Below are 22828 nucleotides of genomic sequence, written 5' to 3' on the forward strand. Positions count from 1 at the left end.
TTCGATGCTGCTGCCGGTGAACCGCTGTTAGGTGCGGACCCTGTCCACGGCCCGGCGGTGTCATCAGAAGCCACATCATGGGACCTCCCGCATCAGGATTGTATTTATGTGTGGTGAACCAGATTACGCATAAAGCTTTCTGATCGGCGCCTTCGCTTAAGATGCGGTCGCGAAGCACCCTGCAAACCGCACCGTCCGTGTGGACGACTTGCTTCATCGTTGGAGTTGCCCATGACCGAGGCCCCCACCACCGCTGGAGTCGTAAATGCTTGAGGCAAAAGCAACAAACCATTGCCAGGCCCGCCTACGAGCTGGTCGTGGGCACCGTCCAACAGATGACAGCTGCGAAAACCCTTGAAAAGGCGCCCTATAAAACCATCCATGATGACGATCACAACGAATTAGATGTATGAATGGCGTCCAAAAAGGTTTGGGCCCGCATCCCTGATGAGGAGATCGAGATGAAGAAAAAAGTACTTTTGCTGGCCCCCGCCGTTGCTTTGGGCCTGACTGCTATGGCCGGTGCGCCCGCAATGGCCGACCACGCTTCGGGTACCTACTCGACGACGTTCCAGGACATCAACGAGACCGGTGCCAGCGGTGGCGCCTGGATCAACGTTGAGGGCTCCACCGCGACCGTCACGGTTGAGGCTGCCGGCCTGGCCGAAATGTTCGGCGAAGGCGCATTCCCCCACGTGCAGCACATCCACATCGCCGCGCAGGGAACCTGCCCGACCATCGCCGCTGACGACGCCAATGGCGACGGAATCGTCGACACGGTCGAAGGTGTGCCCTCCTACGGTGAAATCGGCACGACCCTGTCCCTCGGCGATGCCGATAAGAGCCCGGCAGCCGCCACCGACATCAGCGTTGCCCCGTCCGGTGGATCGTTCACCTATGAAGAGACCTTCGAGCTGAGCGATGCCACCCAGGACTCCCTGGCTGAAGGCACCGGCGTCATCGTCGTCCACGGCATTGACCCTGCCGGCCTGAGCGACGCAGCGGCCAACGCCAAGTCCAACCTGGTTCCGGAACTGCCCCTGGCAGCCACGGCTCCGGCCCTGTGTGGTTCCTTGGAGATGATGCCCGCAGGTGGAGCTGACACCGGTGTTACCGCCGCAGCTTCCAACAATGGTGGCAACGGCGGAAACGAGATGGGCATGATCGCTCTCGGTGGTGGCCTGCTGGCCGCAGCCGGTGGTGCCTACGCCCTGCGCCGCCGCTCTCAGAATTAGGTCCTGTATAAATGACCGCCGTAGGGCCCTTACCTCCTCAGTTCCGGGAGGCAAGGGCCCTACGGCGTGAATCGGACGTTTCCTGCTCACCGCTTCCCTTCTGGCCCGCTCCGGCGTCCCGGAGTTGGCGCCGCGACACAGGCTGCCGGTCCGGGAAGTGGATCAAGCAATGGCGACCGGAACCGTAAGGTGGTTCAGCCCCTCGAAGGGCTACGGACTGATCGTGCCGGACGACGGCGGTGAAGACGTGTTCGCGCATTATTCAGCCGTCACCGGTCACGGTTACCGCCTCCTCTACGCCGGCCAGAAAGTGCAGTTTGAAATCAAACAGGGAAAGAGAGGGCCACGCGCCAGCCGCATCCAGCGTCTCAGCTCCGACCGCGGAAGATGACGCTGCTACGGGTGGACGGACTGGCGGCCCGTATAGGGCCAAGTCAAAGAGAAGTGCCCAGCAAGCAAGCGGGGCTGTTCCGTAAGCCGAACCTCCAGCGCAACAACTTCCGCCACTCCCCTACAGTTGAGAAACCCCATATAGACGCTGGCTCCCCCTATTCGCGTATACCCCGCCCGAGAAAAAGCCCAATGAAGGCCGCTCAACCGCTAGAATCGCTCTCATGGACGGACACGTCATCGTATGCGCGTGCGTCACCCAACGAACAGGACACTGGCTGCGCAGCGCATGTCCTCGCGGCGCTGGGTGTCCCTGCAAATCTCGTTCGGTTGCCCATGGGCTGCCCGGGGCAAACCGCGAACGGCCAGGACGTGGAAAGCGTCGCTGCATGCCGAGCCAGCGACACCTCCGTCATCGCGAAACTGGATCGGCTCGGGTGATCCAGCCCCGATGCCCGCGATATCGTTGAAGACCTCACCAAAGCGAAACATCAAGCTAAGCATCGGCGGCAACGTTCACGATACCACCGGCCCTGTCGGCCGGCTCCTCCGTAATGTGCTGCTCATGCTCACTGAATTTGAATGAGACCCGATCCGCGACAAGTCACGTGAAGGCTTGCCAGCTAGCCAAAGTCAAGGGCCACCCCGCGGCAAACAGCAACCTAGATGCCGAGACTATGGGCTTCATGATTCCTCCTGATGTTGTTCTCGGCGATGGGCTATGGCCGTCGCTCGATGCGACGGCATGAGCCGGTAGCGCCGCAGCAGCGACATCAGGTGGTACTAGCGGCGAATCAGACCGTCGACCTGGTTTCCGATACGAATTCCATCGCGGTCCATCCAGTAGCGACGCAGCACGCTCAGTCCGACACATGTGTCCAAGGATCGAACACCTTCGAGGGCACCGATGTCGTCGGTGATGAATCGGGCCAGCTCTTCGGGCCCAGCGAAAACTCCGTTGTGGATTACCGATGCCTTACCGGCAACCATAGAGACCGTTCGCGCCGATGTGTGTCGACTAAGTTCATCCAGCACTGTCGCGATCGCGGGTGGGTCGACTTGCAGGGAAACTATTGCGTTGAGGGGATAGCCGGCCACCGCGGGTTCTATTTCAACGCGGGGTGATATGGCACCAGTGGCGAGCAAGGTTTGAATAGTCCTGTAGGCGGAGGATCTGCTGACATTAAGCTTCCGGGCAACCTCGGCTGCTGATACGCGGGCACTTCGTCCTAGTTCAAGCAGGGTTTGGAACTCTATCTCATTGAGATCGCCAATGGTTGCGAAAGGAGGACGGTTGACCGGAACCGCGAAAGCGGCAAGCGCTTCGTTTTGTCGGGGAGTTAGTCGGTGGAGCCGCCATGATTGCCCGACTCGTTGAGACTTAAGGATGAGTTGGCTTTCAGTTGACACGATTCCGGATATGGAAGGGATGCGGCTACTGATGATTTCAGTTATGTCGGAACCCAGCAAAGGGTATACGTCGGCGTAGATGTCCGCGCTGCCCGAGGTGGCCATTAGAAACTGGATTTCGGGAAAGTCTTTGAGCCGCTCCGCTACGTCGAAGGTTTCTCCCGGGCGGCAGCGAAACCACATTTGCCGGGGGTTGCCGGACGTGACAAGCGGCCAGGCGAAACTTCCGATAACGCGGACAAGCCTTTCCTGCTGTAGACGTTTCAAGCGCCGGGTGACTGTACTTGCTGGCTCATCGAGGATGCCGGCCAGGGCATTGGCCGGCACACGGGGCGCAATTTGAAGAGCGGCGACGATGTCAAGATCAGCCGAATCCATAGCAGGGGGGGCCCGTAAAGGTTTTGCTGGAACTGGACTCGTCATAGAGAAAACAATACAGGCCATAAGAACCCCATTTGTAGGTCTAAGAAACCATATTTGCACCTGATAATGAACGAAAACGTCATCAACGTTTGCTACATGGAAAGATATGGCCTAAGTTGTTGGACCATGAGAGCTAGATCACCGGTGCCAAGATGGCTTGTGGCCATGCTGGTCCAGCGGGCACGCCGCGGAGACCAGTGATGTTCAGCCATGGAAGTAAAGCGGGCCGGCTTGCCGGGGGCCACGTGGACCGGGTGCGCGAGGCCGTTCATTGGTCCAGCCCGGCCGTTCCTAACGAGGGAAGGGCAGTGCGCAAGCCGCCGTCCTTCTTTTCTTTGATTCTGACCACGAAACTGACGAATGATTTGCCCACGCCGGTTGAAAACAATGCGATATGTAGGGATGCACTATGAAAAACGAGCAGAAGTCGCCTGTGCGGGATGGAGCCGTGGCGGAGAAAGATAACTTTCTTCTACGCTTGCTTGGCGGTATCGAAAGAGTAGGTAATAAGTTACCGCACCCGTTCTGGTTGTTCATCATTATCGCTGGGGTCGTGCTCGCATTGAGCGGAATCCTCGCCTACTTTGGAGTCTCTGCTACTTCACCTGCCGATGGCTCTGAAATAGCAGTGCAGAGCCTGCTCACGGCAGAAGGCCTGCACCGGATCATTACGGAAGCCGTGCCGAATTTTGTGAGCTTCCCCCCTCTGGGCATCATCATCGTCGTGATGCTCGGTGTCGCGGTCGCGGAGAACAGCGGCCTCATCGCAGCGGCCATCCGGGGCGTGGTTACGAAGGTCTCCCCCAAGTGGCTGACCTTCACCCTCGCTCTAACCGGCATCACGGGGTCAGTGGCTTCCGACGCCATCTACGTGGTGCTGATTCCCCTCGGAGCCGTAATCTTTAAAAGCGTGGGACGCAGTCCCATCCTCGGTGCTATCGTCGCCTTTGGATCGGCTTCGGCTGGTTACAACGCCTCGTTGCTCATTACCGCGTCGGATCCTCTCTTGGCGGGCCTGACAACGGCCGGGGCCAATCTCATCGACCCAGAATATGTGGTCAGTCCCATCTCAAACTACTTCTTCACTGCCGCCTCCGCAGTGGTCCTGGCTCTGATTGTCACCTTGGTCACTGAGACTGTCCTAGTCAAGACTACGAAGAATATGAAAGAAGATCCCGCCGAGGACGGCTCTGACGATCAGATCAGCGAGTCGCTGACTCCCAGAGTGATAGAGCGCAGGGGCCTGCGCAACACGGCTATCGCTCTTGTGATTATGGCCGCCCTCTTTACTGCTGCGCTTGCCATCCCATCGTCACCGTTCCTGGGGGAAGATGGCGGCGTCCTGACGTCACCATTGATGACAGGCATCGCTGTCGTTATCGGGGTGGTTTTCCTTGCTCTGGGTACCGTCTATGGACTCACCGTCGGAACCATTACGGCACCAAGGGACATACCCCCGTTCATGGCCAGAGGCGTTAAAGAACTGGGTCCCATCATCGTGCTGTTCTTTGCTGCCGCCCAGTTCATCGCATACTTCAAGTGGTCGGAGCTCGGACCAATTATCGCTATTAAGGGTGCCGAACTCATCGAACAAGCCCAAGTCCCAACACTGGTCCTGTATGCCGCCGTAGTACTGCTGGTCTGTACCATGAACATATTTATCACCAGCGGCTCTGCGCAGTGGGCGCTCATGGCGCCGGTTCTGGTACCGATGCTTATGTTGCTTGGCACCGACCCGGAAGTGACACAAGTGCTCTTCAGGATGGGCGACTCCCCGACGAACGTCATCAGTCCAATGAGCCCGTATTTCGCATTGGCTCTGGGATACATACAGAAATACAAATCCTCAGCCGGAATTGGCACGCTCATCTCGCTGACCTTGCCCATATCCATCTCTCTACTGGTGGGCTGGTTCCTATTCTTCATCCTCTGGTACGCCACCGGCCTTCCCCTGGGCCCTGGTGTCCCAGTGAGGTAAACCCGGCCACAGGCAAAAAGCCACCCCCAAGCCCACTAAGATCAGGAGATCCTTTTGCATCACACCACCGACGTCGAAGCTTTCGCCACAGAAAACCTGCACCGCATGCTGGAGGACCTACGTCATCTGGTCCACCTCGAAAGCCCGAGTTCCCGAAAAGACCTGCTGGCCACCGCCCTCGCGGCCACCCACGCATGGCTGCTGGAGCGGCTTGGCGAACCAAGCCAAGCGCAGATACATGATGGTGGAAATTACGGTGACATCATGGAAATTGCGTGGGAGGGCACCGATGAGGGAGAAGTCCTGTTCGTGTGCCATTACGACACAGTATGGCCCGAAGGCACAATCGACGAGTGGCCGATGGCAATCGATGGCGACCACGTTTCGGGGCCCGGGACCTTTGATATGAAGGCCGGGCTGGTGCAGGCGGTGTGGTCATTCCTCGCCGCTCGGCACCTCGGACTGGAACACCCAGGTGTACGGATACTGCTCAACGGTGACGAGGAAATCGGCAGTCACGCCTCCCGTCCTCACATTGAAGCCGCAGCCAAACGGACCCTGCTGACACTCGTCACAGAACCGAGTGTGGACGGGCACATCAAAACCCAGCGGAAAGGCATGCTACTGGTCGATATCCACGCCATTGGAGTGGAATCCCACGCCGGCTTGAACCCTCTCGAAGGGGCAAGCGCCATTCACGCACTGGCCCGGCTCGTTCCGAAAATAACGGAACTCGCTAAACCTGAGATAGGAACGACAGTCAACGTAGGGACATTCCACGGCGGGAGCACACGCAACGTTGTTGCCGGCGCTGCGTCCTGCCAAGTGGATATCCGCATACAGGAGCCAGCCGAACAGGACCGCCTCCGACAGGGCCTGCAGGCCATTGTATCTCCGGACACCAGAGTAAAAATCCACATGGACACGGACTGGAACCGACCACCCATGAACCCGAATACAGCGTCACTACCGTTCATAGAACTGGCCAAATCTGTGGCCGCAGAAAGCGGAACGGAACTACAGCAGGTCGCCGTAGGCGGAGCCAGTGACGCAAACTTCATTGCCGCCCTGGGCCTGCCTGTAATCGACGGACTCGGCGCCATCGGCGCCGGCCCCCACGCCCGGCACGAACACCTCCTAGCCAGTGGGTTCCCACGCCAAGTGGCGCTAATTACGGGCATCTTACTCGGCGCGCCCTCCGCCAATAGCCAACCCCCATCCGCCCTTATCAAGGTCAAGGAGCCTACGAGCTGATTACCGGTAACGCGTCGCATACGTCAAGCTCTTTCAGGCTTCGCAGCTTGGCCGTCAGCGGTAATTCAGCCCTCCGGGGGGAAATAATTTTGATCCATGAGGTGGGAGGAATATCGGTGTTAGGAGTTGCTATGGCATTCGCATAAGATGCTGGAACTGGGCGCGTTGATGCGGCCGCTGGCTTGGGGGAACGCATGCGTGCAACGCTTTTGAAGTTCGGGGTGTTTTGGGCCATTGTGGCGCTCGTGCTGACGGGCGCGCCGCCGGCGGCCCTGGCTGTGGCAGGTGAGGACACTTCGGGTCCGGAACTTGTTTCAGTTGAGCGGGTCGGGTCCGAGGTGATCACCCGACACGGCGATTGGACATCGCTAGACATCGAAGCGGTTGACCCAAGCGGTGTCCGGGCCGTTGACGCGGTGATCCGTCGTGATGGACCGCCCACGTTGAGCGGGGGGTGCGGATCCTACATTTCCGGTTGGTTTGTGCAGGAAACGGGCACTTGGAAGCTATCGCTCTGCGGCCTTTATTCCTCCAACCTTGGTCCCTCCACTGTGGTGGTGGAAAAACTCATCCTTACGGACAGTTGGGACAACGTCACAGAGGTGACCGACCGTGCGGTTCTGGACCCGTTGAGTTACCGTATCGAGAATCCGAACTATGACGGCGATGTCCCCGTGCTTGAATCGATCACCGTCGAACCGGCCGTCGCCGTTCCCGGTGAGGACATCACGGTGAAAATGCGCGTCCGTGAGGAGTCATCCATCCTCCAGACGGATTATGAGCTTGCCAGGCGTGTCCTGTCCCCGAGTGATGGGCCCGGCCTTGATCCCCAATATAGCGAAGAACGCGTCAACGGGGACGGAACCCACACCATCGTCCACCGATACAACACCGATGACGCCACCCCCTACGGGGACTACCCACTGGGCGATATATGGCTCTACGACTACCGGGACAACTTCACCACCGTGGACAGCGGAGCAGCTATTCGCATCCAGGACCCGGCGCACCCGGTCGGAGCCACGCACATCATGGGGGAAACCGTCGTCGGCAAAACCCTCAACGCGCATTCCTCCTGGCCGGATACGGCAGCGACACTGGAATACGCCTGGGCCCGCAGCCGCTATGAGACAGCGTCGCCGACCGGGACGGCTTTCCGGCTGCTGCCTGAGCACGCCGGCGGGATCATAGTCCTGCAGGTCAAAGCCACGTGGCCGGACGGAACCATACGCCACCGCACTGTTCTGAGCGACCCGGTGCGCCCCGGCAGCCTCGGGATCGGAACCGTGTCCATCCACGGCACCGGTGCCGTGGGCTCCACGCTGACGGCTGGGCACCGGCAGATCGATCCGGCCAGCCACCCCAGCCCTGTTGCCGCGTATCACGCCTATACCTGGCTCCGTGACGGCCAGCAGATCGAAAACGAGGGCGCGAAAACCTATACACCCGCCGCCGCGGACCGTGGACACAAGGTCAGTGTCCGGGTCCGCTCCCAGGCTCCCGGATACGCTAGTGAAACCACTGAATCCGCCGCTGTCATTATTGCTGCAGGTACCTTGAAGGCGCCGACCCCGGCGATCAGCGGGGAAGCAGGAGTCGGCAGTCTATTCGCAGCCTCAGCGGGGGCGTGGACGAGCGGCACCACGTTAAAGTATCAATGGCTTCGCAATGAACAGCCGATCACCGGGGCCACAGCGAAAACCTATACCTCGGTCAAAGCCGACCTGAATCAGGTCCTGCAGGTCAGGGTCGCCGGTTCCAAAGCTGGTTACACGACCGTCATCAGAATCTCCCCGTCACAGCGTCCGGTGACCGGCAGACTCAGCACCACCACTCCCCGTATCGACGGAACCATGCGGGTGGGAAAGCGGGTCACCGCCACATTGCCCTACGCCTGGACTCCCGGCACCGTCTTCAAATACCAATGGCAGCGCAACGGCAGGAATATCACGGCCGCTACCGGCCGCATCTACGCGCTGTCAGCCGCCGACCGAGGCCAGCAGATCCGCATCCGCGTGACAGGTTCCCAAACCGGATACACAACGGCGACCCGGTACTCAGCCGTCCGGAAACCGGGTTACGGCATCCTCTCCAACACATCCCCCAGCCTGTCCGGGACGCAACGGGTCGGCTACCGGATGACAGTGAACCCCGGGATCTGGACGTCCGGAACGGCCCTGATATATCAGTGGCTGCGCAACGGAACGAGGATCTCGGGCGCGACGGCCAGGACCTACACCCTGCGCTCGGCAGACCGGGGCAAAGCCGTCTCCGTCCTTGTCACCGGCACAAAACCCGGTTACCTGACTGTAACGAACGAATCCCGCACCTTTAGGGTCCGCTAGATATTCATACCCCTCACCGTTACCCGCCAATCCGGGGCTCGTCCAAGGCCGTCACGGCGAGCACACCGACAGCGAGCACTGGTGAGACTGCGCCGGGATCGGGAGCAACGTCCGGTCCCGCGAAGGATACTCTTTGGGGTCGGCGTTGGTCGGGGTTGTACCGGGCGCGGAGGCAGCTCTAATGCCCACACTCCCGGTCATCCATATGTCTACGTCACAGAACAGCTGAAGCTGGACTGACGTAGTTTCTTCCCCGTGGCTTCTCTTCCTAAGCTATAGTGGCGGCCGTAAGCCGCCGTGACTCCGATAACGGGCGAATATGTCAACCGCCGTCTAAGCGGTAAGTCAAGCTCAATAGGCCTTGTCCTCTGATCTATCTAGGCAGAGCGAGTAGGTCCTGATGTTCTACCCGGACGGACAGCTCCCCCTGCCGCAGCTGTGCTAGGCGGCGGCCAAGCCAGGCGTCAGCTTCGCTGGCCAGGGCGGGTTCCTGCTCGAGCGCGGCTTCGACCCACTCATCCACCCAAGTGCTGAACAGGTCCGGCGTCGAACTATCCAATTCCCAGGGAGTGTCAACGGAGGTTACGGATAATCCGTGGCGAGCCAAGGCGGCGTGGGCGGCTGCGGCGGCGTCCGGTCCGAGCCTGCCTTCGCGGCGTTGGTGATCGTCGAAGGCCTTGGCCAGTTCCAGGTCGAGTGGTTCGGCCGGTGTGAACTCCACCTGTCCGGTCACGGTCAGGCTGAACAACACGGCGCAGGAGGCCTCCGTCGCCGCGCTGCAGATTGCCTCGATGTCGGCGTCGGTCAGTACATCGAGCAGCGCCGAACAGGTGACCAAGGCGGGCGGGTGCCGGCCATCAGCCGATGCTTCAGCCAGTATCCGTCCGACGTCCTCCATTTTTCCGGTTCTGCCGGTGAAGCTTGCGGGCGGATCGGCTCGGGAGAGCAGATGCGCGTCGTGGTCGACCAGGGTCCAGTGCTGGGCAAAGGGCAGGCGGGGAGCCAACCAGTGCGCGTTGGAACCGGTACCGGCGCCGAGGTCGACGACGTTAACCTGATCGCCCTGGGCAGATGGTCGCAGCCACTCGACGAGCGGTCCGATCAGCGGTTCGATGGTGTAGCCGCGGGCCTTGTCATCCGCGGGCATGCGCAAGGACAACCATCCGGCATCGGCGGGGCGTTCCGGCCGTTCGGGCATGCCGGCCATCGCGGCGCCGCTTATTCCAGTGTCCTCAGTACTGACTGCACGGTGTTTTCCCATCCCGTCAGCATAGCTCGGCGGTTTTCAGCTGCGAGTCGCACACTCTGCCGGACAGAGGCGTCAGCCAGCCAACCTGCGAGCGCCGCGGCCATATCGTCGGCGGATCCGGGATCGACGACGAAACCTGGGCGGCGCCCCTCGCTGTCCCAACCCAAGGTGTTTTCTGCCCCGGTCCCGGTCGGAACCACCACCGGCACCGCGCGGGCCAGCGACTCAGCGACCACCATCCCGTAGGTTTCGGCCCATGATGGCAGAACCGATATGTCGGCGGCATGCCACTGATCGTCGAGATCGGTTCCGGTCAACTCCCCCATCAACTCGACCCGGTCTCCCAACCCGGCTTCACGGATGGCGGATCGCACCTGCTCAAGGTAGCCGGCGTCGGGACCGGACGGACCGATGAGCCGCGCCGTCCAGTCGAATTCCGTCAGGCGGGCCAAAGCCGCGACAGTGGTGAGTTGGTTCTTTACGGGACTGATGGTCCCCACCTGCAGGATGAGTGGAGGGGTGGAGCCTTGCGCCAGCGGGGCCGGATCCACGCCTGGTGCGGCGACGGCCACATCGGACAAACCATGACGACGGCGCAGCTCGTTCGCCGCCCAATTGCTGGTGGCGATTACCCCCCGCGCGGCATGCAAAGCTTCCCGCTCAAACCGGTCGAGGGCGGCGGCCGTGTCGGCGTCCAGACCGGTGTCCAGCGCCAGAGGCATGTGCACAAGAACCCGGACATCGATCCCGGAAGACACCGCATTCTGGACAACGCGAGGGCAACCGGCGGCTATCATGCCGTCGACGATCACGGGCCGGCTCGGTGGTTCATTGCCGCCGTGTCTCGGTGGTCCGCCACCTGATCCCAGCCGTTGCCCGCCGTCCAAGCGCAAATGGGGTTCGACGTCGTTGCTTCCGGAGGTGCCATGCCCGGCCCGCCGCAGCGCCTGGGCAAGTTCCTGCTCACTGGCCTTGTCGGGCTGCGGCCAGCTTCCATCCACCGTGGCGACCTCGACGTCGGCACCGGCCTCGCGGAGCGCGTCACGGAGGCGGCGGTCATAGATATTGCCTCCGCTGACGACAGTATCGACGTTTCCGGGCAGCACCAGCGCCGGTGCCGGGCCGGCGTCGTTATCCGGCGGCTTCAAAGTCGATCCGGTACGAGGCCCACGCGTTGGGGGTTTCACGCAACGTCACTTCCAGACCGGCCAGCCCCTCGACCAGGTCAGTACCAGCCAGCCGGTCGGCGATGTAGCGGGCGAGCGCCTCCGTGGTGGTGAGCTGACCGGCGAAGTCGGGATGTTCGTCCAGATTCCTGTAACGCAGCCCTTCCAATGTGGTGGACAATTCGCCGGTGGCCTTGCCGATGTCAATAACGACATTGTCCTCATCCAGTTCGCGCCGCTGAAAGCTGACCTCGACGACGTAGGTGGCTCCATGCAGGCCCTGCGCCGGCCCGAAGGTCGGCCGCGGAAGGCTGTGCGCGATCATGATGTGGTCCGAAACGCCCACCGAATACATCTATTCTCCTTGCTGGTTGCTCCTGGAAACTGCGGTCCCGCAAACTTCCTTCAGATCTTTCACCGGTCCGGGTAGTCGATGACGTGGCACAACGCGTTGAGCTCGCCGGACGCGAGCCGCTCCATCACGGCCGGCAGATCGGCGAAATCGCTGTTACCCGATAACAAGGCATCGAAAGCGGGATCCTTCAACAACTCCAGAGCCAGCAGCAGCCGGTCGCGGTTGCTCCGCCGTGCCCTGCGCACCGGGGCGACGGCGCCGACCTGGCTGGCGCGGATGCTCAACCGGCGGGAATGGAACTCGGCCCCGAGCGGAACCTGAACCTCTCGTTCGCCGTACCAGGACATCTCGATCAGTTCACCTTCGACGCCGAGCAGCCCCAACCCGGTGGCCAGCCCCTCACCTGACGCCGAGCAGTGAATGACGATGTCGCAGTTGTCCGCAGCCTCGCCGGGTGCGACGAAATCGATGCCGAACGCGGCCGCCGTCGTACCCTTTGCCAGGTCAATATCAGCCAACTGCAGCCGGCCTAGCGGAAACCGTTTCAACAGCGCCGCGACGAGCAGGCCCACCATGCCGGCGCCGATCACCGCGACCCGGTCGCCCAGCCGCGGACCCGCTTCCCAGACGGCGTTAATCGCCGTTTCCATAGTTCCGGCCAGTACAGCACGCCGGGCCGGAACGCCTTCCGGAACCGGAACCAGCGCATCGGCCGGGGCCACAAAGCGGTCCTGATGCGGGTAGAGGCAGAACACCGTGCGCCCCTCGAGTTCCGGCGGACCCTGCTCGACGAGACCGACGGAGAGGTACCCGTACTTCACCGGCCCTGGCAAGTCGCCCTCCTGGAACGGGCTGCGCATTTGGTCGCGGACCGAGGCCGGAACCTGCCCGTTGTACACCAGCATTTCGGTGCCGCGGCTGATGCCGGTATGGAGTGTGCGGACCAGCGCCTCGCCCGGTCCCGGCGCCTTCAAATCCTCCTGGCGCAGCTCACCTTTTCCGGGAGCGACGGCCCAAAAAGCACACGCCTTCTCCCCCAAGGAATCTGCAACCATACTTAGTACCATATATATAAGGGGGGAGTGATGGGAACCAGCTCCGCACGCCGCGCGACGGCCGACGCGATGGGCACCATCGCGGTGTTTTTCCCTGCGGGTATCTTGTTGGCGGCCGATTCCTCCGCCTTTACCGGGTCCCGCTACCTCGCGCTCGCCACCGGCGCAGCAATCACCATTGTCCTGGCGGCATTCGTGTTGCGGCGCAGTCCCCGTTTCTCGACGCCGGCCGACCGGGTCACGCTGATCCGGGCCGTATTGGTGGGTTGCTGCGCGACGATTGTCGTCCCCACCCTCGGCACAGCCTTGGAACCGGGCTGGCTGCTGATCGCGATCGGCACGGTGGCGTTCGTGCTCGACGCCGTCGACGGCCGGATTGCCCGGCACTTTGGCTGCGCGTCGGAGGATGGAGCCCGGTTGGACATGGAGGTCGATGCCGCCCTGCTGCTCGTGCTTTGCTGGGCGGCGGTGGGAGCGCTCGGCTGGTGGACACTCGCCATTGGCCTGATGCGCTATGCGTTTGTGGCTGCGTCCTGGATCCGGCCCGCCCTGAAAGCACCGCTGCAGCCGAGCATGGTCCGGAAGTTTATCGGCGCTGCTCAGGCGTTCGCGCTGCTGGTCGCGTTGGCACCCGGAATGCCCGCCGCGATTGGAGCAACTGTCGTCACGCTGGCCCTCCTGCTGCTGACCGCCTCGTTTGCCCGCGACGTCGGCGTGATGGAGTGGCGCCACCATCGGCATCCGGACGGTGCAGCCAAACACCTATTGACGCCCTAACCTCAGGCGAGCTCCGCTTCCAGGTTCCTGCGCGCCGTCTCCTCCCACATCCGCCGGCCGGCAGGAGTCCGGAACAGCGGATCAAGGGCAAGCAACCCGCGGACGACGGCGGCACGGCCCGCCTTGAAATCGCTGTCGCTGACGTGCGAATACTCCGCCCGGACGGCGTCCAAATACCGGCGGTAGCCGGACGGAAAACGGCCTAGGACGGATAGATCCGCGTCGCACAGCAGCGCCCCGGGGTCGTCACCGGCCTCCGGATCGTGGGTGATGGTGAGACGGACCAACCGCGCCACCTCTGCCACTTCGGTTGGATCCAGACCGGCCTGCGCGAGCCGGTCCTCGGCCAGCCGGGCGGAGGCTTCCTCATCTTCTCCGGCGATGCCGTTGTAGGCGGAGTCGTGGAACCAGGCGGCAAGCACGACGGCGCGGGGTGGATTGGAGGCTTCAGTCAAGCTCTCCAACGACTCCAGGACATTCAACAGGTGGGCGCGGTCGTGGTACCGCCGGTGGTCTTCGCCCCAGCGTTTGAGCAGCTCCGCTCCCAGTTCCGGGTCGTCGGGGAGGATGTCGTTCCACCGCTGCATCAGCGGGCGGACCAAGGCACCGCTTCGTTCGCGCGCCGGAACCCGCAGTCCGCTGGCGACAAGCGTGCGGACGAGTGTCCTGCCGTCGACCCTTAGCGCGCCCAGCCGTGCCAGTTCGGCGCACCGGCCCTCCGGAATGTCGTAGTGGTCGCGGTCGAAAGCCCTTTCGTTCACTCCCGCCGTTGCGGCGAACTCGTGCAGCTCGGCCAGCGACGTATCGGAGATCATGTGGGCGAAATGGGTTCCATGTGCGGGCCAGAGCGGCGGGTCAATAAATATGGCCATATTCCTCAGTTTAGGCACTCCCGGTGCCGGACTAGCCTCCGGCGACCGACTGGATGATCAGGAGTTCCTGTCCCGGGCGGACCACAGTTGAGGCGCCGTCGAGGCCGCGGATGTCCTCGCCGTCGACGAAGATATTCACGTAGCGCCGGACCGAACCGGTCTCATCCCGAACCCGCCGTCCGAAAACCGGGTAGTCGGCCGCGAGCGCGTCGAGCAGCGTGGCGACCGTGCCGCCGTCGGGCAGTGAAACCTGGTGCACCCTGCTGTCCCCCGCCAAGGCCGCGAGCACCGGCGGGAGCATGACCGACACTGTTTCCATCAGACTCCTACCGGCGCCGCCCGGACGCAGAGCACATCGGGCAGGTGGGAGACCACTTCGGTGAAGACTTCGCCTTCGTCCGCGCTGGCATAAACCGACCCGCCGCGCGTGCCGAAATACACGCCGGCAGGTTCGGACGTATCGACGGCGGCCGCATCCCGGAGGACCACGTTGTACTCCGCGTCGGGCAGCCCGGTATCGAGCCGCATCCAGCTCTGACCGGCGTCGTCGGTACGGTGCACGGCAAGTCGTCCGTCCGGTGGGATGCGTTCGCCGTCCGCCTTCATCGGGATCACCCAGGCCGTGCCGCTGCGGGCCGGATGGGTCATCATCACGAATCCGAAGTCCGCCGGAAGCCCGTCGGCGATCGAGACCCAGGTGTCGCCGTCGTCGTCGGACCTATAAACACCGTGGTGATTCTGCGCGTACAGCCGTTTCGGGTCTTTGGAGTCCCGGGCAATTTTGTGCACACACTGGCCGAACTCCGGATTGGGGTCGGGCATGAAGTAGGCGGAGATGCCGTTGTTCCGCGCCTCCCAGGAGGTGCCGCCGTCGGTTGAGCGGTAGACGCCGCCGGTGCTCATCGCGATGTGGACCGTGTCGTCCACCGGGCTGGAGAGGATGGAGTGAGCGGCCGGGCCGCCGTAGCCTGCGCCCCATTCCGACCGGTGCGGATGGTCCCACAGCCCGCGGTTCAGTTCGAAGTGCTCGCCACCGTCTGTGGATTTCCATACCGAAATGGGTTCACAGCCGGCCCAGACCACTCCGGGGCGGTCGCCGGTGTCGGGCTGGATTTGCCAGATCCGCTCCAGCGCAGCACCGGCGTCCTCCGGAAAGCGGATCGCTCCGTTTTCCGGTTCGGTCCATGTTTGCCCGAGATCGTCGGAATGCATCACGGTGGGGCCCCAGTGCTCGGACCGGACGCCTGCCATGATCCTGGTCCGGCCGCCGCGCGTATCGATGCTGACGCTGGGGACCTCCTCCATCAGAAACTGCGGCTGCGAAAGCGACCAGTTTCTGCGGTCATGGCTGGTGGCCAGCCACAGCCCTTTCTTCGTCCCGATCGCCAGGACCGTCTGTTCGGTGGGTGACATGTACTTATTCGACCACCGGTCTGGCTATCCTGCAACGGTTTCGCGGGGAAAAATCCCGTTGGGGAACTAAACCCGCGCTTTTATGAGGGCTTGAACCGGCTCGAACAGCGGGTGGTCCTGGGGCAGGCCGGTGATCATCGTTGTGGCCTCCGCGGCGGAATTGTCGTGGATAATCTGCGCCAGTTCGGCCGCTTCAGCGTCGTCCGGGGCATCGAAGCCCAGTGCCGCTTCCATCGCAGCCAACAGCGCCGACGTCGGCATCCCCCGCTCCGCCAGCTCCGCCGCCGGGCCGACAAACCGTTCGTGTCGGCCGAGCTTGCGCAGCGGGGCGCGGCCGACTCTGGCAACGGTGTCCGGCAGGTGCGGGTTGGAGAAGCGCTTCAGGATCTTCTGCACGTAGGCCTCCTGCTCGGACGCGTCCAATCCATGCTTGGCTACCAGGAGCGCCTTAGTCTCCTCCAGCACTGCCCGCACCGCCGCGCTGACCTTGGGATCCGCCATCGACTCCGCGACCTTCTCCCAGCCCGCAGCATAGCCAAAGTAGGCGCAGGCAGCATGGCCGGTATTGACCGTGAAGAGCTTGCGTTCGATGTACGGACCGAGCGCGTCGACATATGTCGCCCCGGGAATGTGCGGTTCCTGCCCGGCAAACGGCGTCCGGTCGATGACCCATTCGTGGAACGTCTCGACGGTGACGTCCAGACCCTGGTCCTGCCCCTGATTGGGAACAATACGGTCGACGGCGGTATTCGCGAACAGCGCCTTCGTCGCCAGTTCCGCCGGACCGGACGGAAAGGCCTTTTCGATTTCGGCGGCCAGCATGTCCGTGGCGTTGATAGCGTTCTCGCACGCCATCACCTGCAGAGGCGGCAGGCCCGCGGGCCGGGCGTCGATCCCCTTGGCGATGACAGGCGCGACAAATTTCAGGATGTTGGGTCCCACCGCGGTGGTCACCATATCCGCCGCCGCAATCTCCGCGACGACATCGGCCTCCTGGGTTTTGGAGTTCAGCGCGCGGTAGTTGTCCACCTTCCGGTCCGCCGGATGTTCGCCCACCTCGTGAACCGTGTAGCTCGGCGTCGTGGCCAGTTGGTCGATCAGCGCTTCCGCGACGTCGGCGAAGACCACCTCATATCCGGCGTCGTGGAGCAAGAGTCCGACAAAACCGCGGCCGATATTTCCGGCCCCGAAGTGAACCGCCCGCATCATCCGTTCACCTTCTGCAGCAGCGCAAGCACTTCGTCGACCGTTTCAGCCTGTTCGAGCTTAGCGACCTGTTCCTTGTCGGAGAAGACCCGGGCGATGGAAGACAGGATACTCAGGTGCTCGTTATTGACGCCTGCCACGCAGACCACAAACTTGGCCTGCTTGCCATTCCAGTCGATGCCTTCGGGATAGCGGACGAAGGAAATCGCGGACTGGTTGATGGACTCCTTGGCGGCGTTGGTCCCGTGCGGAATCGCGAGTGAGTTGCCCATGTAAGTGGACACGGATTCTTCGCGCTCGTGCATGGAGGGAAGGTAGCTGGCGTTGACCGCGCCCCGTTCAACGAGCAGCTGGCCGGCCTCGTCAATCGCGGCATCACGCGTCGTGGCGGACCCGGTGAGGACCACACTTTGCGGGGCCAGAATCTCGCCGGAATCCTCTGCGGTGTCCGCTTCCGCCGTCGTGGCTGCGCCCGCGGCAGGCGCCGTGCCCGCCGTCGTTGCTGCCACTTCCCCGGCAGCCAAGGGCCGCGCCTCCGCCGTCGAACCTGCCGCCGGATTCTCCCCGGCATCTCCCGCATCGCCTGAATTGCGCTTCTGTACCAGCTCGACAATCTCGTCGTAGCGCGGGCTGTTCATGAAGTTGTCCACAGATACATGGACGGCGCTGGCCGTGGCCGGTTGTGCCCGCTCGGTCAGATCCTGGTGGGTGACGACGACGTCGTAACTGTCGCTGAGATTCGCAATAGCGGAGTTGGTGACTTTTACATCGGGGAACCCGGCCTTGCGGACCTTGTTGCGCAGTACTGAGGCGCCCATCGCGCTCGAGCCCATTCCGGCGTCGCAGGCGAAGACGATATTCTCGATGGGACCGGTGGCCGATCCTGCAGCCGGTCCCGCGAGTGCGGAGGCAACCGAGCTCTTCTTGCCCTTCATGCCCTCCATCCGGCTGGTGGCTTCGCCCAAACCGTCCTCGTCGGTGGCCTTGGTTGTTTTCAGGATGATGGAGGCAAGGACGAAGGAGACCGCCGTCGCAAAGAGGACCGAGAGGGCGACGCCGAGGTAACTTCCTGCGGTTGTGGAGGCAAAGACGGCGATGATGCTGCCAGGCGCCGCAGGTGCACGAAGTCCCGCGCCGGTCAGCACGAGGGTGAAGATACCCGCCATGCCACCACCGATAGCGGCGAGGATGATCAGCGGCTTCATCAGTACGTACGGGAAGTAAATCTCGTGAATACCGCCGACAAACTGGATCAGTGCGGCGCCTGGAGCCGATGCCTTCGCGAGTCCGCGGCCGAAGATGGAGTAGGCCAGCAGGATGCCAAAACCGGGACCCGGGTTGGCTTCAAGCAGGAAGAGCATCGACTGACCCTGTGCCAGGGCCTGCTCGGTGCCCAGCGGCGTGAGAATTCCGTGGTTGATCGCATTGTTCAGGAACAGCACCTTGGCCGGCTCGATGAAGATACTCGTCAGCGGCAACAGCCCGTTATTGACCAGGAATTCCACCGCTGCCCCGGCCGCATTGCTGAAGGAAGTTACCAACGGTCCGACGCCGAGAAGCCCGATAACACCCATGGCCGCGGCGACGATTCCTGCCGTGAAGTTATCGATCAGCATCTCGAAGCCGGGTTTGACCCGGCCCTCCCAGATCTTGTCGAGTTTCTTCATGATGAACGCGGTGAGCGGGCCCATGATCATGGCACCAATGAACATCGGGATATCCGTACCCACGATGACACCCATGGTGGCTGTGGCGCCGACGACGCCGCCGCGGACACCATGGATCATTTTGCCGCCCGTGTAACCGATCAGCAGCGGCAGCAGGTAGGTAATCATCGGTCCAACCAGTGCCGCCAGGGACTCATTCGGCAGGAAACCGTCCGGAATGAACAGAGCAGTAATGATTCCCCAGGCGATGAACGCCCCGATATTGGGCATGATCATGCCGGAGAGGAACGTTCCAAATTTTTGGACGCGGACCCTCAGACCGGTGCGCGGCGTCGCTGCTGCTTCTGTGGCCATTGATTTTCCTTACCGTGATTCCCCGCTGCGTCACGGGGAGATTTTTGTGTAGGGCGGTTAGCTGGAAGGGCTTTTAGTGATCCGGTTCAGCCATTCAAGGAACATTTTGAGTTCGGAGGTCGACAGTTGTTCAGGGTGCGATGACTGCAATGCGGCGTTCAGCGCAATGGCAGCGACCACCACGGAGGGCGTTCCCGACTTGTCCTCCACAGGGTCGGAGTCGTCGGTCGTTGCTACCGCGGAAATGACTGCATCACGTGTCATGGCCGACAATTCAAGGTCCCGGCCCGCTGCCGGTTCGGCAATAAGCATCAGGGTGACGCCGACATTGGCGGCGAGGATGCTGCGTGCGGCTTCCTGCGGTGGCACCATTAACCGCCCCGCAGCAGCCGCCTTCTCCAACACTTCCTGCAGGAACGCTTCGGCATCACCGACGGTCGCCGGACGGCGCTCCGGACGGATGTTGCCGAACATGACCAGGTAGAGCTGAGGCTGCTTAAGTCCGAACTGGACATGGTTATCCCAGATCCGGCGCAGGTCTTCGATTGGCTGGCCGGAATGCACCAAATCCCGTTCTCCGGCCAAGTACTCCTCAAAACCGGCGGCGACGACGGCGTCAAACAACCCTTCCTTGTCACCGAAGTGGTGATACAAGGTAGGCGCCGTGACGCCTGCACGGTCGGTGATTTGCCGGGTGGACACCGGCGCGCCGCCTGAATCTGCCAGCAATGACGCGGCTGCTCGCAGCAGGCGCGTCTTGGCTGGCAGTTCGACGTCTGTTTCCATGGACGCTACAGTACCATCTATAGCTTCACTATATGAACCCCGTCACATACACTACAGGGGCGGCCCGCGGCCCGGCTGCCTTTAGGGAATTGAGGACGTCAATGCAGAATTTTTCAGGAGTCGGCGTAACGCCCGGACGGATTGTCGGCACGATCAGGCAAATGCCTCATGCCGTTACGGAGCCACCCGCCGGTCAAAAACCCGCGTCATCGGTAACTGCGGAAGAGGCGGCCGACAGCATCAAGTCGGCGTCGAAGGCAGTGCAAGCGGAGCTGAAAGCCCGTGCCGGAGCAGCCAAGGGCGACGCCAAGGCCGTCCTCGAGGCCACAGCCCAGATGGCGGCCGATCCGATGCTGATCAAGGATGCTGTTAAGCGGGTTAACAACGGATCCTCGCCCGAGCGGGCCGTCTGGGATGCCGGTTCCTCTGCCGCCGAAATGCTCCGGGGCCTAGGTGGCTACATGGCCGAACGGGCCACCGACGTTCTCGATGTCAGGTCCCGGATTGTCGCTGAACTGCGCGGCGTTCCAGCCCCAGGCATACCCGCTTCCGATACGCCGTTCATCCTTGTTGCCGAAGATCTCGCACCGGCTGACACCGCAACCCTGGACCCGTCGATAGTCCAGGCCCTGATCACTTCCGGAGGCGGACCGCAGTCCCACACCGCCATCATTTCCCGTGCTCTCGGACTGCCCGCAATCGTGGCCGCGGCAGGAGTTGAAGCTTTGGTGGACGGAACGCGGATTTACCTCGACGGCGCGGCCGGAACCGTCACCGTAAACCCGGGACCCGAGCAAACGGCCGCGGCGGAAGCGTGGGCCTCAACGGCTTCCATGCTGAGTGTCTTTGACGGAAACGGCAGTACAGCGGACGGGCATCTGATCCCCCTGCTGGCCAATGTCGGCGGCGCTAAAGATGCCGTAAAGGCGGCAGATGCCGGCGCCCAGGGAGTTGGCCTGCTCCGGACCGAGTTTTGTTTCCTTGGCCGGGACACGGAGCCATCGGTGGACGAGCAGGTCGAGGCGTACCGTGGCGTGTTCGATGCGTTCCCCGGCTGCAAGGTGGTCGTCCGGACCCTCGATGCCGGCGCGGACAAGCCCTTGCCGTTTCTCACCGACGCCACCGAACCAAACCCTGCCCTGGGTGTCCGCGGCTTCCGGACCGACATGGTGACGCCCGGGGTGTTGGAACGCCAGCTCAAAGCCATCGCCACAGCGGCCGAGGGCTCCGAAGCCGACGTGTGGGTCATGGCCCCCATGATTTCCACCGCGGAAGAAGCCGCGGGCTTTGCCGCGTTGTGCTCCCTTGAAGGGCTGAAAACCCCCGGCGTAATGGTCGAAGTTCCATCCGCGGCACTGGTATCCGAGGCGATTCTTCGCCGCGTCGAGTTTGCCAGCCTCGGAACCAACGACCTCACGCAGTACGTCATGGCGGCAGACCGACAGCTGGGGCCCCTTGCCGCGCTGAACGACCCATGGCAACCAGCTGTGCTGCAGCTGATCCGGCTCACCGTCGCAGGTTCCGAGGCCGAGGGAAGCCAAAAGCCGGTGGGCGTCTGCGGTGAAGCCGCGGCGGATCCTGCTCTCGCCGTCGTGCTTGTGGGTTTGGGGGTTACCTCGCTATCAATGACCGCACGTTCGCTGGCTGCAGTGGGCGCGGTGCTGAACACCGTGACCTTGCAACAGGCGAAAGAGCTGGCTGATCTGGCCCTTGCTGCCCCGAGCGCGAGTGAGGCCCGCGACCGTGTCCGGAGCAAATTGGGCATACTTGAAGAGCTTGGACTTTAACCACTTCGGCCGCCACGCTCACTGGAGCCGGCGGGCATCCACCAGGAGGAAACATGCCAGAACGTAAAGCCACTATTGCCAGCCGCGTCGGTCTGCATGCCCGTCCTGCCTCCATCTTCGTGGAAGCCGCAAGCGATGTACCCGTTGAGGTCACCATCGCAAAAGTGGGAACGCCTGTTGATGAGGCCATGGATGCGGCGAGCATGCTGGGGCTGATGAGCCTCGGCGCAGAACACGGCGATGTCGTGGTGCTGCGCGCCGAGGGAGATGGCGCTGAGGATGCACTCGACTCGCTGGTCAAAGTTCTCGAAACGGATCACGACGCCGAGTAGGTTTTTCCGTTCCTGGCGCTGGCGGTGGTTCCGCATTTCCTCGCGCCATGTGAGGTTTTTCCGTTCCTGGCGTTGGTGGTCGTCTGCCGCCCCGCCAGTCGAGGATCAGCCGACGTTTATCCCGAGTTCCCGGGCGAGCGCCGGCGCGAGCAGTTGCAACTGGTACTCGTCGATGGAGGCGCCCTTCAGGCCAGCCAGGCTGACAATGCGGCTGAGTTCGTTGGCACGGAGGTCGACTCCTTGCATCATGGCGCCAGACGCGTGCAAGGTTCCGATCCGGCAGTCCTCGAACGCCACCCGGACCAGTTTTGCGTGCGAAAAGTCGAGCTCGTCAATGATGCAGCCGGAAAACAGCACGTCGGTTAGTTTTGCGTACCGGAAGTTGAGGTAGTCGAGTTTGCCTCCGGTGAAGGTAACCGAACGGAACACGGAGTCGTACAGTTCACCGGAGCCAACCCGCGCATTTTCGACGGCGGTGTTCCACCAGCTGCTGTGCGGCGCGGAAAATACCGGAGCATTAATGTCGGACAGCGAGGACTCGGCGAAGGTCGCGCTTTTCAGATCCGCCTCGTGCAGTGAGACATGCCGGAGCCGGCACTCCGTGAAAGTGACCTCGGAGAGATCCGCTCCCTCAGCGTCGTCACGCTCGAAGTCGAGCGCCTCGAGCCTGGCGTCGGGTTCAACTTCGTCGAATCTGCCGTCGGTGTATGACGGCGGCGCCGTGGGCATGCGCGGAGCCTTGGGCCCCTTCACAAGGATCCCCTCCTCAACCCT

At 62.5% G+C, this 22828-nt stretch carries 20 protein-coding genes; 8 read left to right on the forward strand and 12 right to left on the reverse strand.

Going from position 1 to position 22828, the window contains the following annotated elements:
* The first annotated feature begins 461 nt into the window (after positions 1–461).
* Positions 462–1235: a hypothetical protein gene (locus tag ACX80B_RS05055; RefSeq protein ID WP_459293733.1), complete on the forward strand. Its 774-nt coding sequence runs from the start codon at positions 462–464 to the stop codon at positions 1233–1235.
* 169 nt (positions 1236–1404) lie between these two features.
* Positions 1405–1626, forward strand: coding sequence for a cold-shock protein (locus tag ACX80B_RS05060; RefSeq protein WP_459293735.1), 222 nt, complete (start codon positions 1405–1407; stop codon positions 1624–1626).
* 782 nt (positions 1627–2408) lie between these two features.
* Here ACX80B_RS05060 and ACX80B_RS05065 read toward each other — a convergent pair.
* Complete coding sequence (locus tag ACX80B_RS05065) at positions 2409–3413, reverse strand: Lrp/AsnC family transcriptional regulator (RefSeq protein ID WP_459293737.1); 1005 nt, start codon at positions 3411–3413, stop codon at positions 2409–2411.
* Between the two features lie 454 nt (positions 3414–3867).
* Here ACX80B_RS05065 and ACX80B_RS05070 point away from each other — a divergent pair, with 454 nt between their 5' ends.
* The 3 genes from ACX80B_RS05070 (at position 3868) to ACX80B_RS05080 (ending at position 9035) form a co-directional block, all read left to right on the forward strand.
* On the forward strand, positions 3868–5436 hold the full coding sequence (locus ACX80B_RS05070) for an AbgT family transporter (RefSeq protein ID WP_459293739.1): 1569 nt from the start codon (positions 3868–3870) through the stop codon (positions 5434–5436).
* A 54-nt stretch (positions 5437–5490) separates the two neighbouring features.
* On the forward strand, positions 5491–6690 hold the full coding sequence (locus ACX80B_RS05075) for a M20 family metallopeptidase (protein ID WP_459293741.1): 1200 nt from the start codon (positions 5491–5493) through the stop codon (positions 6688–6690).
* 194 nt (positions 6691–6884) lie between these two features.
* Positions 6885–9035 carry a hypothetical protein gene (locus tag ACX80B_RS05080; RefSeq protein ID WP_459293743.1) on the forward strand — a complete coding sequence of 717 codons (2151 nt, stop codon included), beginning with the start codon at positions 6885–6887 and terminating at the stop codon, positions 9033–9035.
* A 373-nt stretch (positions 9036–9408) separates the two neighbouring features.
* On the opposite strand, the gene ACX80B_RS05085 is transcribed toward ACX80B_RS05080, so the two are convergent.
* From ACX80B_RS05085 to ACX80B_RS05100, 4 genes are read right to left on the reverse strand one after another with little or no spacing between them, the layout of a single operon-like run.
* On the reverse strand, positions 9409–10296 hold the full coding sequence (locus ACX80B_RS05085) for a class I SAM-dependent methyltransferase (protein WP_459293745.1): 888 nt from the start codon (positions 10294–10296) through the stop codon (positions 9409–9411).
* Positions 10254–11432, reverse strand: coding sequence for a glycosyltransferase family 4 protein (locus ACX80B_RS05090; protein ID WP_459293747.1), 1179 nt, complete (start codon positions 11430–11432; stop codon positions 10254–10256). Before ACX80B_RS05090 ends, ACX80B_RS05085 begins: the two co-directional genes overlap by 43 nt.
* On the reverse strand, positions 11416–11805 hold the full coding sequence (locus ACX80B_RS05095; RefSeq protein ID WP_459293749.1) for a 6-pyruvoyl trahydropterin synthase family protein: 390 nt from the start codon (positions 11803–11805) through the stop codon (positions 11416–11418). The genes ACX80B_RS05090 and ACX80B_RS05095 overlap by 17 nt, the downstream gene beginning before the upstream one ends.
* Before the next feature lie 59 nt (positions 11806–11864).
* The gene (locus ACX80B_RS05100) at positions 11865–12860 is read right to left on the reverse strand and encodes a zinc-dependent alcohol dehydrogenase (protein WP_459293751.1); all 996 of its coding nucleotides are present in this window, start codon (positions 12858–12860) and stop codon (positions 11865–11867) included.
* Positions 12861–12890: 30 nt separating this feature from the next.
* On the opposite strand from ACX80B_RS05100, the gene ACX80B_RS05105 reads away from it, so the two are divergent.
* Positions 12891–13637, forward strand: a complete 747-nt coding sequence (locus ACX80B_RS05105) for a CDP-alcohol phosphatidyltransferase family protein (RefSeq protein WP_459293753.1) — start codon at positions 12891–12893, stop codon at positions 13635–13637.
* Positions 13638–13639: 2 nt separating this feature from the next.
* Here the strand turns inward: ACX80B_RS05105 and ACX80B_RS05110 are convergent, their stop codons facing one another.
* The 6 genes from ACX80B_RS05110 to ACX80B_RS05135 form a co-directional block, all read right to left on the reverse strand.
* The gene (locus ACX80B_RS05110; protein ID WP_459293755.1) at positions 13640–14509 is read right to left on the reverse strand and encodes a DUF4031 domain-containing protein; all 870 of its coding nucleotides are present in this window, start codon (positions 14507–14509) and stop codon (positions 13640–13642) included.
* A gap of 31 nt (positions 14510–14540) precedes the next feature.
* Positions 14541–14828, reverse strand: a complete 288-nt coding sequence (locus ACX80B_RS05115) for a MoaD/ThiS family protein (protein ID WP_459293757.1) — start codon at positions 14826–14828, stop codon at positions 14541–14543.
* Positions 14828–15922, reverse strand: coding sequence for a WD40/YVTN/BNR-like repeat-containing protein (locus ACX80B_RS05120; RefSeq protein WP_459293759.1), 1095 nt, complete (start codon positions 15920–15922; stop codon positions 14828–14830). Before ACX80B_RS05120 ends, ACX80B_RS05115 begins: the two co-directional genes overlap by 1 nt.
* Before the next feature lie 66 nt (positions 15923–15988).
* Complete coding sequence (locus ACX80B_RS05125; RefSeq protein ID WP_459294292.1) at positions 15989–17128, reverse strand: mannitol-1-phosphate 5-dehydrogenase; 1140 nt, start codon at positions 17126–17128, stop codon at positions 15989–15991.
* Positions 17128–19149, reverse strand: a complete 2022-nt coding sequence (locus tag ACX80B_RS05130; protein WP_459293761.1) for a PTS mannitol transporter subunit IICBA — start codon at positions 19147–19149, stop codon at positions 17128–17130. Before ACX80B_RS05130 ends, ACX80B_RS05125 begins: the two co-directional genes overlap by 1 nt.
* 57 nt (positions 19150–19206) lie before the next feature.
* Positions 19207–19935: a TetR/AcrR family transcriptional regulator gene (locus ACX80B_RS05135; protein WP_459293763.1), complete on the reverse strand. Its 729-nt coding sequence runs from the start codon at positions 19933–19935 to the stop codon at positions 19207–19209.
* 101 nt (positions 19936–20036) lie between these two features.
* Between ACX80B_RS05135 and ptsP the strand changes: the two genes are divergently transcribed.
* Both ptsP and ACX80B_RS05145 read left to right on the forward strand, forming a co-directional pair.
* The gene (ptsP, locus tag ACX80B_RS05140) at positions 20037–21722 is read left to right on the forward strand and encodes a phosphoenolpyruvate--protein phosphotransferase (protein WP_459293765.1); all 1686 of its coding nucleotides are present in this window, start codon (positions 20037–20039) and stop codon (positions 21720–21722) included.
* Positions 21723–21775: 53 nt separating this feature from the next.
* Complete coding sequence (locus ACX80B_RS05145; protein ID WP_459293767.1) at positions 21776–22054, forward strand: HPr family phosphocarrier protein; 279 nt, start codon at positions 21776–21778, stop codon at positions 22052–22054.
* A 105-nt stretch (positions 22055–22159) separates the two neighbouring features.
* Here ACX80B_RS05145 and ACX80B_RS05150 read toward each other — a convergent pair whose 3' ends face one another.
* Positions 22160–22783, reverse strand: coding sequence for a pentapeptide repeat-containing protein (locus ACX80B_RS05150; RefSeq protein WP_459293769.1), 624 nt, complete (start codon positions 22781–22783; stop codon positions 22160–22162).
* Positions 22784–22828 lie beyond the last annotated feature (45 nt).

It is taken from the genome of Arthrobacter monumenti (genome assembly GCF_054511255.1).

Bases quoted from the DNA above. Each gene is read 5' to 3' on its own strand.
- ACX80B_RS05055 (WP_459293733.1), top strand. From the start codon at position 462: ATGAAGAAAAAAGTACTTTTGCTGGCCCCCGCCGTTGCTTTGGGCCTG.
- ACX80B_RS05060 (WP_459293735.1), top strand. From the start codon at position 1,405: ATGGCGACCGGAACCGTAAGGTGGTTCAGCCCCTCGAAGGGCTACGGA.
- ACX80B_RS05065 (WP_459293737.1), bottom strand. From the start codon at position 3,413: ATGGATTCGGCTGATCTTGACATCGTCGCCGCTCTTCAAATTGCGCCC.
- ACX80B_RS05070 (WP_459293739.1), top strand. From the start codon at position 3,868: ATGAAAAACGAGCAGAAGTCGCCTGTGCGGGATGGAGCCGTGGCGGAG.
- ACX80B_RS05080 (WP_459293743.1), top strand. From the start codon at position 6,885: ATGCGTGCAACGCTTTTGAAGTTCGGGGTGTTTTGGGCCATTGTGGCG.
- ACX80B_RS05085 (WP_459293745.1), bottom strand. From the start codon at position 10,296: ATGGGAAAACACCGTGCAGTCAGTACTGAGGACACTGGAATAAGCGGC.
- ACX80B_RS05095 (WP_459293749.1), bottom strand. From the start codon at position 11,805: ATGTATTCGGTGGGCGTTTCGGACCACATCATGATCGCGCACAGCCTT.
- ACX80B_RS05100 (WP_459293751.1), bottom strand. From the start codon at position 12,860: ATGGTTGCAGATTCCTTGGGGGAGAAGGCGTGTGCTTTTTGGGCCGTC.
- ACX80B_RS05105 (WP_459293753.1), top strand. From the start codon at position 12,891: ATGGGAACCAGCTCCGCACGCCGCGCGACGGCCGACGCGATGGGCACC.
- ACX80B_RS05110 (WP_459293755.1), bottom strand. From the start codon at position 14,509: ATGGCCATATTTATTGACCCGCCGCTCTGGCCCGCACATGGAACCCAT.
- ACX80B_RS05115 (WP_459293757.1), bottom strand. From the start codon at position 14,828: ATGGAAACAGTGTCGGTCATGCTCCCGCCGGTGCTCGCGGCCTTGGCG.
- ACX80B_RS05120 (WP_459293759.1), bottom strand. From the start codon at position 15,922: ATGTCACCCACCGAACAGACGGTCCTGGCGATCGGGACGAAGAAAGGG.
- ACX80B_RS05125 (WP_459294292.1), bottom strand. From the start codon at position 17,128: ATGCGGGCGGTTCACTTCGGGGCCGGAAATATCGGCCGCGGTTTTGTC.
- ACX80B_RS05130 (WP_459293761.1), bottom strand. From the start codon at position 19,149: ATGGCCACAGAAGCAGCAGCGACGCCGCGCACCGGTCTGAGGGTCCGC.
- ACX80B_RS05135 (WP_459293763.1), bottom strand. From the start codon at position 19,935: ATGGAAACAGACGTCGAACTGCCAGCCAAGACGCGCCTGCTGCGAGCA.
- ptsP (WP_459293765.1), top strand. From the start codon at position 20,037: ATGCAGAATTTTTCAGGAGTCGGCGTAACGCCCGGACGGATTGTCGGC.
- ACX80B_RS05145 (WP_459293767.1), top strand. From the start codon at position 21,776: ATGCCAGAACGTAAAGCCACTATTGCCAGCCGCGTCGGTCTGCATGCC.
- ACX80B_RS05150 (WP_459293769.1), bottom strand. From the start codon at position 22,783: ATGCCCACGGCGCCGCCGTCATACACCGACGGCAGATTCGACGAAGTT.